This window comes from Methanocaldococcus villosus KIN24-T80 (assembly GCF_000371805.1).
Classification (GTDB): domain Archaea; phylum AGJL01; class Methanococci; order Methanococcales; family Methanocaldococcaceae; genus Methanocaldococcus; species Methanocaldococcus villosus.
In genome coordinates, this window is record NZ_AQUK01000001.1 from 398,550 (window position 1) to 411,890 (window position 13,341).

The following is a 13,341-nucleotide window of genomic DNA, read 5'->3' on the forward strand; positions in this document are numbered from 1 at the left end:
AATATTAATTTTATAGGGGGTATAATATGATTTTGTTAGATGAAAATACTAGGGCTATAGTTCAAGGGATCACTGGAAGACAGGGGAGCTTTCATACTAAAAAAATGTTAGAAGCTGGAACAAAAATTGTTGCAGGAGTAACTCCAGGAAAAGGAGGAAAAGAAGTTCATGGGGTAAAAGTTTATGATACTGTAAAAAGAGCTGTTGAAGAGCATGATGCTAATGCTTCAGTAGTTTTTGTTCCTGCACCACATGCTAAAGATGCAGTTTATGAGGCTATAGATGCGGGAATAGAATTAATAGTAGTTATAACAGAACACATCCCAATACACGATACAATGGAATTTGTTAATTATGCTGAAGAGCTTGGAGTAAAAATAATAGGACCAAACACTCCAGGGATAGCTTCACCTAGAGTGGGTAAATTAGGAATAATACCTATGGAAGTTTTAAAAGAAGGAGATATTGGTATAGTTTCAAGAAGTGGAACATTAACATATGAGATAGCAAATCAAATAAAAAACAGTGGTTTTGGAGTATCAACATGTGTAGGTATAGGGGGAGATCCTATAGTAGGATTAGGATTTAGAGAAATTTTAGAGATGTTTGAAAATGATTGTGAAACAGAGGTTGTAGTTTTGATAGGAGAAATTGGAGGGTCTGCTGAAGAGAGAGCTGCTGAATATATTAAAAAGATGAAAAAGCCAGTTATTGCCTATATAGCAGGTAAATCAGCTCCTAAAGGTAAAAGAATGGGACATGCTGGGGCAATAATAGAAGGGGAAAAGGGAACTGCTGAAAGCAAAATAAAAGCTTTGAAAAATGTAGGAGCTTATATAGCTAATAATATTTCAGATATACCAAAAATATTAATGGAAGTAAAAAAAGAAATATAAGAAAATGAAGTTTTAATATTTATATATCTACCAGAAGTTTTCCATCAAAAATCATTTCAGCATCTCCAATAATATAAACTCCATCATCTTTTATCTCTATTTCTAATTTTCCTCCATCTAAATGAGCAACAACTTTCTTTCCTGTTTTGCCTAATTTATTAGCTACAACAGCTGAAGCGGTAGCTCCTGTTCCACAGGCCATTGTATAGCCAACACCTCTTTCCCATGTTATTATCTTAATCTCATTATTATTTATTGTCTTAACAAAATGTACATTTATTCTCTCAGGGAAAAGATTATGGTGTTCTATTTCTTCTCCAATAATATTTAAATGCTTTCTAATAAATTCTTCATCTAAATTATTATCTTCTAAAAATACTATTAAATGTGGATTGCCTACACTTATAGCAGTAGCTTTAATTTCTTTTATATAAGGATTTTTTAATTTTAATGTTTTATTTATAAACTCCATATTGTAGCTTATTGGAATATCTTCTGGCTTAAATGAAGGTTTTCCCATGTAAACCTTAATTTTATCAGCTTTGTTATCTCCAAAAATCTCACAAATTCTTAATCCTGCCTTTGTTTCAACATACAGAGGATTTTTCTTTAAAATCCTCTCATAAACATATTTAGCAAAACATCTTATTCCATTTCCACACATTTCAGCTTCTGATCCATCAGCATTAAATATTCTAAATTTAACATCATATTTATCAGATTTTTGAATAAAAATTACACCATCAGCTCCAACATAAAATTTTCTTAAGCATATTTTCTTTACAAAATTTTTTTTCTTACTTTCTTCAATTTTCTCCTCATTAAACTCATCAATAACTATATAATCATTTCCTAAAGCCTGCATTTTTGTGAATTCCAAAATATCACCATTTTTATATTTAAATTGATAAATTTAACATTTAAAAATAAATAACAAAAATAAATATAAAATGGTGCCGAGGGGGGGATTCGAACCCCCGACCTCCCGGTTTCCCAGGCCCCCAGCCAAAGAGCTGGGGTATCCGTATGAGCCGGGCGCTATAACCAGCTAAGCCACCTCGGCACAGTAATTTTATTCATATATAGAAGTTATATATAAACTTTTCGACGTAAAATTTATATAAAGATATAATAATTATTTAATACACTATCTATACTGTGCGGGGGTCGCCAAGCCTGGCCAAAGGCGCCAGATTGAGGGTCTGGTCCCGTAGGGGTTCGCGGGTTCAAATCCCGTCCCCCGCACCATTTTTAAAATAAAAATTTTATAGCAAAAATATACAAAATTAATAAAATTAATCCATCAAATCTTGTTATTTTACTCTTTTTAGCAAATATGTATAATAAAATACTCATTATTAGTAATATAACCATTTGAATATTAGCTGTTGGCAAATAAGAGAAAAAACTACTTATAGCTAATGCTCCACCTATATCAGCTATATTACTACCAATAATATTTCCTAATATCATCCCTCCCAATCTTCTTTTAGCTGCAGCAATAGAAACCATTAGTTCAGGAACAGATGTTCCAAAGGCTACTAAGGAAAAGCCAATAATATAATCAGGAATATGTAATAAGAAAGCAATCATTTTAGCCCCATCAATAAATAACTTAGCCCCTATTAAAACTGAAATTAATCCTATAATCAAAAATATTAGTGAAATAACAATATTAATTTCCTCTTCTTCTTTTTTCTTTTCAATTTTATCATTTTTTAATACCCAAATTATATAAAAAATAAAAGTTAAAAATAGTATAGCACCATCTACACAATTGTATCCATCAACTCCAAGAATGAAAGTAAGAGCTACAAAAAATAAGTGAAACAATATATTTTTTATTTGATCTTTTTTAATAATTATTGGATAGACTATAGATGAGATGGCTAAAATTAGCCCTATATTACACACACATGAACCTATTGCATTTCCAACAGCTATTCCAGATGATTTTGTTAATGCAGCATAAACAGAAGAAACTATTTCAGGAACAGATGTTCCAAAGGCTATAACAGTAGCTCCAATAACAAAATTTGAAACATTAAAAAATTTAGCTGTTTTCTCCCCACCTACAACAAACCAATCACTACCATAATATAGTAAAACTAGCCCTATGAAAAAATAAATAATACCCAATAACATTTAAATCACATTTTTATCTTTTTAATTATTTTTATCCCATAAATTTCTGTTTCTTTATATCCATCCTTTTTTTCAACAGATTTTACCATATCCCATATTGTTAATAAAGCTACTGAAACCCCTGCAAGTGCTTCCATTTCTACACCAGTTTTATATTTTGCTTTAACTTTACATATACATTTTATTTTATCTTCAAAAACTTCAAAATCTATATTTACAGAGGTTATAGGTAAAGGATGACAGAGAGGGATTAATTCATGTGTTTTTTTTACAGCCATAATTCCTGCTATTTGGGCAGTTGTTAAAACATTACCTTTTTCTAATTTATTTTCTTTTATTAATTCTATTGTCTCTCTTTTTAATTTTATATATCCTTCAGCTTCAGCTACTCTTATTACCTCTGACTTCTCAGAAATATCAACCATTTTTACTCCTTTATCATCAACATGTGTTAACATTATTCCACCAATACTGGATACCTACCAAGAACTTTTATGAATGTTGTATGCTTTTTTACACTATTTAAAACTTCTAAGCCATTTTCATAATCAATATAAAATATATATGTCCCCAACCTTCTTTTTGAAGGTCGTGATTCAATCCTTGTTAAATTTATTCCTCTTTCAGCAAACTCTTTTAAGACATGATAAAGTGCTCCAGGTTTATCTTCTTTTAATTCAAAAATAATTGATGTCTTATATTTCTTAAACTCTTTTTTAAATTTAACTTTCTTATAACCTATTAAAATAAATCTTGTTTTATTATTTTTATAATCTTCTATATTTTCATCTAAAATTTTTAAATGCTTATAATACTTCACCACATCCCTATCTGCTATTGCTCCATATCTCTCATCTTCTATAAGCTCCACAGCTTTTATTGTACTTTCAACAGCTTTAACTTCCCAACCATGCTTTTTTATATATTTCCTACACTGAGCTAAAGCCTGTGGGTGAGATAATATGATTTTAATCTTCTCTTTATCATAACCTATTAAACAGTGATGTATATCCAATGATATTTCAGCTAATATTTTAACATCAAACTCTAAAAGTAGATCTAAAGTTAAAGATACTGAACCCTCTATAGAGTTTTCTATAGGCACAACACCAAGACTACTTCTATCAATTTTTTCAAAAATTTCATATATGTTGTTACAATATCCTATCTCATATTCTCCATCTAAAAATTTTAAAAATTCTTTTGCAGCTTTTTCTGAATATGAGCCTTTTGGTAAGGTGTAAATCATTTTTTCACCATTTCAATAATTAAAAATAACCCCTTATCTTTAAATAATTTTGATAGAAATCTATCAACAAAAATCCAATATTTCAAAAATACTTTTAATATTCTACTTGGAAGAATTTTAAAAAATGATGGGAGAAAATAAACTGAGGTATAGAAATTTATATTATAAAAATCTTTTATAGATAAGGGCTGATGATAAATTTTAAATTCTGTAAAAATCTCTTCATTAATTAATCTATTTTTATTTATAACAACTACTATGATCCTTCCACCCTTCTTTAACACCCTAAACATCTCCTCTAAAGCCCTCTTATAATTTACATGTTCCAAAACATTTATACATAGAATTAAATCAAATACTTCATTTTTAAATGGTAAATACAACATGTTGGAGCATATTTTCTTCTCTTTGATTTTAAACTTCTTTAACTGATAAAATGAGATATCTAAGTATAGAGTATTATGATCCTTTGTTAATTCATAAAAAGCTCCAAAACCACATCCACAATCCAACACAAATTTTGGTTCTTCTACCAATAACTTTTTAATTTCATTTTTTATTAATCTATCAGCAAATTCCATTAATATTTTAATATAATCAGGAAATTCTTCAGGATTCCAATTATCATAAAACTCTTCAATGTCCATAAAAAATTTATTAGTTTTATATTCTATTTAATTTTTTCATTTCATATAAGAATATAGCCAAATTTCCTAAAGCTCCTATATCATTCTCAACAATATACCTTCCCAAACCTTTTTCTAACTCCAACTTTGTAAAACCTGTTGAAGCCCCACAGAAAATTATTAAATCTCTCTCTCCCACTTCTTCAAAATTCATTTTTTCATCACATATTCCTTTATGTCCAATTAAGAATATTTTTTCTGGATTTAGCAACTCAATAGCATCATCAATATCCTCAAAACAAAGAATGTTTTTATTTAATTTATATGCCATCTTATGTAATATTGGTATTCCACTCTGAGCTGCAGATGCCGTAGCCTTTGTTATTATCACAGCATTCGCACCAAAACCATAAGCTATCCTTCCAAACTCTTCAACCTGTTTAGAGCTATATGTGTTATGTAAGCATATAAACATTTACTTTCACCATCTAAAATTATATTTTTTAATAACTTATTTTTCCTTTATTTTTATATTTTACCCTTCTAAGTATTTACTCAATTTCTCCAACTGTTCTCTTTTTCCAAATGCATAAACAACATCCCCAACATTTAACTTAACCTCTGGTGGAGGGCTAGTTATCATTTTATTACCTTTCTTTATTGCTAAAATAGTAGCTCCAGTCTTCTCTCTAATTTTTGACTCTCTTAAAGTTTTTCCATCCAATGCTTCATTTTTTATTGTCAATCTTCTAACTTCCATATCTTCTTCATTTGCTACCAAAGAGTGTATAAACTCTAGAATTTCTGGATTTATAGCTATTTTGGCTATCTCCATACCTCCAACAATATATGGACAAATAGCTCTATCAGCTCCAGCCTTTATCAGTTTATCCAATGTAGAAGATTTATCAGCCTTTGCTACAACAAATATATTGGGGTTTAAACTCTTAGCTGTCAAGGTTATAAACACATTTTCAGCATCTGAACCTACAACAGATATCAATCCTTTAGCTTTCCTTATATTAGCTTTTTCTAAGGTTTCTTCTAAAGTAGCATCCCCTACAATACATATAAGATCATTATCCATTTCAACAGCTTCCTTTAAAACATCCTCATTTATGTCAATAACAACATATGGAATATTAGATTTTTTTAATTCATCCACAACTACCCTTCCTAACCTTCCGTAACCACAAACAATATAATGATCCTTAAGCTTTTTTATCTTTTCAATCATTTTTCTCATCTTAAAAATCTTTTTAAAATGTCCTTCTATAAGGAAACTTGCTACATTACTAAGAGTATATGCTACTAACCCAACACCTACAAATATATATATAATAGTCACTACCCTTCCTAAAAAGGTTTTTGGAACAAAATCTCCATAACCTACAGTAGATATTGTTATAACTGACACATAGAAAGATGTGAAAAGATCCCAACCCTCTATTGATGAATAAACTAATGTCTGTATAAATATTAACAATAGAAGGGATAATATACCAAAAAATATTTTTTTTATGCTATCCTGCATTAAATCTCCTTTAAAAATTTTTCTATAGCTAAACTTCCAGCTTTCTTAAGATTTAATTTAATTAATTCTCTAAATTTTTTATAAGATTTTTCATTTTCTTTTATTATATTAAAATAAGATATTCCTACCTCTAAATATATTTCTATATTATTAACACAAAGTGGAATTATTAGTTTGGCATATAAGCTTTTACTACTCTTATTATACTTAATCTTTCCTACAGACACAATATTATCTTCTGTAGTTAATAAATATTTAACTCTCCTAATATCCTCTTCCAAAAATAGATCTGACATTAATCTTAAAAATGGTTTTCTATCTAATTTAAACAAGCTATTTTCATACTTTTTTATTCCTCTTTTTAAACATATATTATACAGCCTTAAAAGTTCAAATTTTATAATTTTAGAGAGTTTATTTACATTATATATATAATAAATCTCTCCTCTCTCAATAGCTCTATCAAGGCTTCTACTAAAGTTGTTTGAGATTATATAATTATCAATATCTTTTATTAATTTTGATAATCCTCCTCTATATAATGGGTTTGTTAACAAGATAAAAAATATCTTCTTTAACTTACTCTCATCTTCTATACTTGTAATACCCTTCAATTTTTCTTTCACCTTATTAAAATAAAATTCAAATGGATCTATGTCTTCATTTAAAATTAATTTAGTATAAGATATAGGTCTTTCATATCTTTTTATTATTTCTACAACTTTAACCTTTTGAGTTTTCTCAATGTCTGAGAGAATATAACTGACATCAACACCCTCATTATATAACTTATTTATAGCCTCATCTAAATAATCATACTCAAAAGTCTTTGGAGTTAATGTAAATACTAAAAATTTTATCTTATCTTTACTTGATAGTCTTATCAACCTTCCCAACCTTTGATAAAATCTTAAAGGGCTTTTTGGAATATCTGTCATTATTAAAAGTCCAGATTCTGGAATATCTATACCTTCTTCCCCTACTAATGTTGAAATAATTATATCCACTTCTCCATTCTTAGCTCTATTTATTAATTTTAATCTCTCATCTTTACTAAGATCACTTGTTAAAAGTTCGGTTTTAAAATTTTTTATAACTTCCATAAACTCTTTTGCAGTAGCTTTTCTTGATGTAAATATTAAAACAGGTTTTAGTTGAGATACTTCATAAGCCTTTAAAACCTTTAAAACTGCTCTTGCTTTATGAGAAATACCTCCTTTTTTACAAAAATCTATCAACTCTTTATCTTCTATTTTACCTTTCCTTAATAAATTTCTTAAACTCTCACAAAATGCTCTTTTTCCATACTTTATTAAAACATTCTCTAAATATTTTATAGCTTTTACATCCCCTATAACCTTACAGCAGAAGAGTTTTTCATAAATCTTATCTTCATCAATATTTAGCTCAGCATCAAATATATCTATTATTGCCTTAGGGTGAGAGAAGGTTTTGTCAATTTGATGTAGTTTCTTAAAATCATAGTCCAAAAAACATACATTTCCAATCTCTTTTCTTTTTTCTTTTATAATAAGTGCTGTAAATCCAAAAATATATTGTGGATTTAATTTTGATAGTAAGGTTTTATAATACTTATTTCCAAAAGCATGATGTATCTCATCAATAATTATAACATCAAAGTCTCTTGCCCATTTTAAAGCAGTTTGAGGAGTAGAAATTATTATTCTTTTATTATAGTCAAACTTCTTTCCTTCATAGTCTTTTTCAACATTATCAAAAAGAGTTTTCCAAAGTTTAAACATTTGATCACATAGAAATCTTGTAGGCTCTAGAACTAATATTCTTTTATCTTTAAAATAATAAGCTAAAAACATTTCAATTATTGTTTTTCCACTACCAGTAGGCATAGATACTGCTATAAATTTATTTCTCTCAAGATTTTTTATAATGTTATTAATAACATACTTCTGATATTCCTTTAATGTGAATCCAAAACATTTTTTAATTAGTTTGTTAAAATCTTCTATCATAATTTCAGTTTTAAGTAGGTTATTATTATGAATATTTTATTTTTTATTACTCTTATAATTTTAGGTTTCTTTGTTGGGATATTGGGAAGCTTATTAGGGGTTAGTGGGGGTTTCATAATAACTCCTATATTAACATTAATATTTGAATCTCTCTCTATCCCAGAAGCTATGAAATTTGCTGTAGGGACTTCTTTGTTTGTTGTTTTTATTAATTCTATCTTTGCACTTTTGAGACATAGGGTTAATATAAGATGTGGATTATATATAGGGATTTTAGGATCACTAATTGCTTTTATTTTTGGAAAGTTATCTATATTATATATTCCTTCATCAGTGGTTAAAAAAATATTTGGGATATTCTTAATAATTATTTCAGGATATTATTTATTACTAAAAGACTTTTATGATGATAGAGAAGTTAGGTTTTCTCATTTGGTAATTTGTGGACTAATCTCAGGAATTTTAGCTGGATTATTTGGAATAGGAGGAGGAATTGCAATAATTCCCATTCTATCCATGTTCAAATATGATCCAAAGAAATTGGTAACTGTATCAATTTCAGCTATTCCAATAATATCCTTTGGGGGATTAATAAGTTATTTATCAGCAAATGTTGATAATTATATATATAATATTGGTTATGTATCAATCCCTATAGCTATAATAATTGCCTTCCCAATAGCTTTCTCCTCTAAATTAGGGCATAAATTATTCCACAAATTAGATAATAATAAGATAAAGATTTTATTATCTACAATTTTATTTATTATAGGATTAGTTATGTTAATAAAATAGTTTTATATAATCCATATAAACCAAAGAATATAATTTGGACAGAGATTGAAGCTAACAACAACCCCATTATTCTTACAAATGCATTAATTCCATAAATATTAAATTTTTTAATTATGTAATCTGAAAGATAAAATATTACTGCAGAAACTAACATTGTAGTTAATATAGCTGAAATAACTATTATTTTATAAATTAAACTCTGTGCTTTACTAATCAATATTACTGTTGTTGTAATTGCTCCAGGACCTGAAATTAGTGGGATAGCTAAAGGTACATAAACAATGCTGTCAATATCCTCAAGTTCAATTTTTTCTTCAGGCTTATGTTTAGTTTTTGGAATTTCAGCATGTAACATATCCCAAGCAATTTTAAATAGTAATATCCCTCCAGCTACTCTAAATGCATCTACTGTAATTCCAAAATAGCTAAAAATAAAATTTCCAAAAAGGGCAAATATTAGTAAAATAGTAGTTGAAGCTAAAATAGCTTTTTTTATTATTCTCTTTCTATAAGTTGAATAAGGGTAAATAAGGGAGTGTATTATTGGTATTAAACCTATAGGATCAACAGTTATAAACAAAGAAACAAAAGAATATATGTAAAAGTTTAGGATATCCATTTCTACCACATTGAATAAATTATAGCCCCTAATATAATCCACCAAATCAATAATGAAATTGACCTTAATGTTTTTTCATTAACTATTACTTCTAAGAAATTTCCAAATTTATATAATCTAATACTTTTAAATATTTCAGGTATTGATGAAAAGACATAGAATCCATCTAATGGAAAGGCTGGGAGTAGATTAAATAAAGCTAACAACAAATTAAATAGATAACTCCAATATAGTGTATTAATCAGAAAAGCCAAACTTCCTGAAGGTGAAACTAATAAACCTAGTTTTCCCTCATTAGAACTTTTTATATTATAACTTATAACTTTATTCCCTCTTAAAACCTCTATTCTATAAACTTTATTTGGTTTTATTTCTTTTGCAAAATTTTTAAAATCTGCTATAGATTTTATATTATAATCATTAATTCTTAAAATAATATCTCCACTTTTTAAATATTTTGAAGCTGGCTCATATGTTTTAATTACCACTATCTCTGAAGGAATAGAGTAGGACAGATACATTAATGGTAGAGAAATTACACATAAAATCAAATTAGCCATAGGTCCTGCTGAAGCTATAGCAGCTCTAACTTTCTTTTCTGTTGTTTTGAACTTTTCATCTAATTCTACAAAGAACCCTAAGGGAAATCCAAGCATTAATAAAATTCCTGAACTTTTTACATTTATATTAAAAGACCTTGCTATTACTCCATGAAATAACTCATGTGCAGTTATAGCTATAGTTAAAGCAATTATTCCTGGAAGTATTGGGATAACTGAACCAAATAAAAATATTATTGGCTTTCCAGCAGATTTTGGCAATTCTCCAGAAATTAGTTTAATACTCATATTTATTATATTAAATAATGCATATCCTCCTAATAGGACACATATAGGTATTGAAATATATCCTATTTTCCTCCAAAATTTATACTTTCCTAACTTGTCTATAACATTTAATCCAATTTTTGTTCTCAAAATCCCAAATGCTCCAAAATAAACTTTTAAATTAATTTTCTCTCTTACAGCTAATAAAAATACCCAAATAATTATAAATATTAATGCTACAATTTTCATATTATCACAAAAACTTTATATAAAATTTTACTAAATATTTATAATAACCCTACTCCACAGTGAGTAGGGTGTATATTTTAACCATGCCCCATAGTGGGCATGGTGTAACAACATTAAATTTAAAGAAGTTTATAAATTTTAAACTTTAAATCTTAATAAACCTGCAACTCCTCCTAATGCCTTTAGTTGTTTTCCAGCATCATGTTCTGTAGAAACAATAACAACTTTTCCTCCAATATTTTCAGTTAAATCTATAATTTCTTCAATTCTTTTGTCTCTAACCATATCATCAGCTACTAACAGAATGTCAATAGCTGCATAATCTATTGCTCTTTTAACATCATCTATCCCATACACAGCTAACCCATTTTTAGCTATTTCCTCTAATAGTTTCTCTATAAGTTGAGTTTCCTTAGCCACTCTTGACTCAGCATAAACTCTATTAATAATCCCTCTTTTAAAAACTTCATTTAAACCAGCTTTTGATGTAGTTGAAACGCTTTCTACTACTACTTTTCTTTTTAATTCTGGATATTGTTCTGAGAGAAAATTATAAAAACTATTCTTAGCAAATCCTGGACCAGCTACTATAATATTATCAACCTCATACTCCTTCAATACCTTAGCTATTTCATGATAATATTCTTTTTTTAACTCTTCATTGATCTTATAATCTAACCTCTTAGAGGCATGACTTTTTATTGAGCATATCTCTTTAACACAGTAATCTCTAACCTCATATACTTCAGCAGATTCATCATCCATAATAACAACTAAAACTTTTGGCCTTTTTGAAGATTCTATAGCTTCTTTGATTTTTTCTATTTGCCACTTTTTCCACTGTTTTTTTATAGTTATTTCATCAAATGGTTTTACTTCTATAGTGTGATGAGCTCCTAGTGGTATGTCATCAGGTCCATGTATTATAACCCCTAAGATCCTCAATCTCTTAGTATTTTCATCAAACTCTAAGTTTTTTACTTCTATTCCTAAAATCATCTTTCTCTTAGTACCTCTATCAGCTCTTATCATATCCCCTTTATCCTGTACTCTTCTCTCTGTTAATGCAAATATTACATCTCCTTCATCAATAACATTATAAAGAACCCAAAGATCATCTAAATTTTCAGGCATTAATTTGATATAATCTTTCTCCTCTTCAACAATCTTCATAATTCTCACTCTTTTTTCCAATTAACTAATAACTTATCTTCTCCATGATATCTATTTAAAAAAGCCTCTATAGCAGCTTTTGTCCCCCATCTATCTGAACCAGCTAAAACATAGATGAAATGATTTTTATTCCTTATTTTAATAATATATCCTTTAAATCTTCCAGGGTTAGTCTCTGTTATTCTATCCTTTAATAATCCTCTTCTTACTAACTCCCTCACATAGCTATTTACTCTTTCCCCTCCAACTAATATAACATCCCTATCCATATTAAAAATATCATTATTGATGATATCAACTGATCCAAAATAGAACTTCTCCCCACTTCTTACTTCTTTTCCTTTATAATAAACTTTGTTACCCATAATGTAAAAACCATTTTCAAAAGAAATATTTTCTTTTTTATAAGAGTCAATATATTCAACTATAGCCTTAAATAAAGTTTTGTTTATTGGATATATATAGCAATTGGATAGGTTCAGTCTATTTTTAAAACTGTTTTTAAATTTTAATTTAATATAGTTATTAATATCTTCAACTGTGAATCTTTTATCTAAAGGATAATCCTTACCTTTTTCAATCTTTATAGCCTTATACACAGTAAATTCAAAAAGATTCTTAGAATAATTTTTATATTTTACAGCTATCCCTTTTGAGTAATACATCTCTCCCATATTTAACTTAACATTTTTTTCAACAGCTACTCCATCTTTATATATATCAACAATCAAACTTTTATGATCCATAGAAACTAGTTTAATATTTATTCTATAGTTATTAAATTCAAATGACCCCTTTGTTGTTACATTTTCTCCATCACCTAACAACAATATAAAATTTCCAAAGTTTTTAACATTATATTTTTCCCCATTTATCTCTATTTCTTTATCTAACTTTATTATATAGTAGATATCTTTAAAAATAATATCATCATTATTTCTTTCAATTTTTACTCTTAAAATATCATTTTTTAGCCTAATATCCAAACTATTTTTAAAAGGTAAATATAATATATTTCTTGAAATCATCTTTACTGTGTCATTCTCAATTATTATCTTTTTTGAAGAGTAGTAATTATCCATTAAAATTAGAGAGTTATTATAATCAACTGTAGATTTATTAGCTACAATAATTGGTTCCATAGCAAATACAGAAGTTAATATCAGAAATATTAATAAAACTTTCTTCAATATTTCACCCCTTATAGTTTTAATATTTTTAACTTAAAATTCAAAAA

The 13,341-nt window shown here is 27.7% G+C and carries 14 protein-coding genes and 2 tRNA genes; 3 read left to right on the forward strand and 13 right to left on the reverse strand.

Annotation, left to right across the window (positions count from 1 at the left end; all coding sequences use genetic code 11):
- Window positions 1–26 precede the first annotated feature (26 nt).
- Window positions 27–896: a succinate--CoA ligase subunit alpha gene (sucD, locus tag METVI_RS0102315; protein WP_004592443.1), complete on the forward strand. Its 870-nt coding sequence runs from the start codon at window positions 27–29 to the stop codon at window positions 894–896.
- Between the two features lie 19 nt (window positions 897–915).
- On the opposite strand, the gene dapF is transcribed toward sucD, so the two are convergent.
- Together dapF and METVI_RS0102325 are read right to left on the reverse strand one after the other, a co-directional pair.
- Window positions 916–1,776, reverse strand: coding sequence for a diaminopimelate epimerase (gene dapF / locus METVI_RS0102320; RefSeq protein WP_004592442.1), 861 nt, complete (start codon window positions 1,774–1,776; stop codon window positions 916–918).
- Window positions 1,777–1,847: 71 nt separating this feature from the next.
- Window positions 1,848–1,959: transfer RNA gene (locus METVI_RS0102325), tRNA-Met, on the reverse strand.
- Between the two features lie 97 nt (window positions 1,960–2,056).
- Between METVI_RS0102325 and METVI_RS0102330 the strand changes: the two genes are divergently transcribed.
- A tRNA-Leu gene (locus METVI_RS0102330) sits at window positions 2,057–2,144 on the forward strand.
- A gap of 3 nt (window positions 2,145–2,147) precedes the next feature.
- Here METVI_RS0102330 and METVI_RS0102335 read toward each other — a convergent pair.
- From METVI_RS0102335 to METVI_RS0102365, 7 genes are read right to left on the reverse strand one after another with little or no spacing between them, the layout of a single operon-like run.
- On the reverse strand, window positions 2,148–3,041 hold the full coding sequence (locus tag METVI_RS0102335; RefSeq protein ID WP_004592159.1) for a calcium/sodium antiporter: 894 nt from the start codon (window positions 3,039–3,041) through the stop codon (window positions 2,148–2,150).
- 5 nt (window positions 3,042–3,046) lie between these two features.
- Entirely contained in the window at window positions 3,047–3,499 is a 453-nt protein-coding gene (gene moaC / locus METVI_RS0102340) for a cyclic pyranopterin monophosphate synthase MoaC (RefSeq protein ID WP_004592158.1), read from the reverse strand.
- Window positions 3,499–4,290 (reverse strand): prephenate dehydratase, encoded by a 792-nt coding sequence (pheA, locus tag METVI_RS0102345; RefSeq protein WP_004592157.1) that lies wholly within the window; start codon window positions 4,288–4,290, stop codon window positions 3,499–3,501. Before pheA ends, moaC begins: the two co-directional genes overlap by 1 nt.
- Window positions 4,287–4,937 (reverse strand): class I SAM-dependent methyltransferase, encoded by a 651-nt coding sequence (locus tag METVI_RS0102350; protein WP_004592156.1) that lies wholly within the window; start codon window positions 4,935–4,937, stop codon window positions 4,287–4,289. Before METVI_RS0102350 ends, pheA begins: the two co-directional genes overlap by 4 nt.
- 16 nt (window positions 4,938–4,953) lie before the next feature.
- On the reverse strand, window positions 4,954–5,391 hold the full coding sequence (locus METVI_RS0102355) for a RecB-family nuclease (protein ID WP_004592155.1): 438 nt from the start codon (window positions 5,389–5,391) through the stop codon (window positions 4,954–4,956).
- Window positions 5,392–5,451: 60 nt separating this feature from the next.
- Window positions 5,452–6,450: a potassium channel family protein gene (locus tag METVI_RS0102360; RefSeq protein WP_004592154.1), complete on the reverse strand. Its 999-nt coding sequence runs from the start codon at window positions 6,448–6,450 to the stop codon at window positions 5,452–5,454.
- Window positions 6,450–8,441, reverse strand: a complete 1,992-nt coding sequence (locus METVI_RS0102365; RefSeq protein WP_004592153.1) for a DEAD/DEAH box helicase — start codon at window positions 8,439–8,441, stop codon at window positions 6,450–6,452. The genes METVI_RS0102360 and METVI_RS0102365 overlap by 1 nt, the downstream gene beginning before the upstream one ends.
- Window positions 8,442–8,468: 27 nt before the next feature.
- Between METVI_RS0102365 and METVI_RS0102370 the strand changes: the two genes are divergently transcribed.
- Entirely contained in the window at window positions 8,469–9,236 is a 768-nt protein-coding gene (locus METVI_RS0102370; RefSeq protein ID WP_004592152.1) for a sulfite exporter TauE/SafE family protein, read from the forward strand.
- Here METVI_RS0102370 and METVI_RS0102375 read toward each other — a convergent pair.
- From METVI_RS0102375 to METVI_RS0102390, 4 genes are all read right to left on the reverse strand, one after another.
- On the reverse strand, window positions 9,220–9,855 hold the full coding sequence (locus METVI_RS0102375) for an NAAT family transporter (protein WP_004592150.1): 636 nt from the start codon (window positions 9,853–9,855) through the stop codon (window positions 9,220–9,222). The two genes, METVI_RS0102370 and METVI_RS0102375, sit on opposite strands and share 17 nt — an antisense overlap.
- Window positions 9,856–9,857: 2 nt before the next feature.
- Complete coding sequence (locus METVI_RS0102380) at window positions 9,858–10,931, reverse strand: site-2 protease family protein (RefSeq protein WP_004592148.1); 1,074 nt, start codon at window positions 10,929–10,931, stop codon at window positions 9,858–9,860.
- A gap of 138 nt (window positions 10,932–11,069) precedes the next feature.
- A complete protein-coding gene (locus METVI_RS0102385; RefSeq protein ID WP_004592146.1) occupies window positions 11,070–12,104 on the reverse strand; it encodes an mRNA surveillance protein pelota in 1,035 nt (344 codons plus the stop codon).
- Window positions 12,105–12,109: 5 nt separating this feature from the next.
- Window positions 12,110–13,294: an S-layer protein gene (locus tag METVI_RS0102390; protein ID WP_004592145.1), complete on the reverse strand. Its 1,185-nt coding sequence runs from the start codon at window positions 13,292–13,294 to the stop codon at window positions 12,110–12,112.
- Window positions 13,295–13,341: the final 47 nt, after the last annotated feature.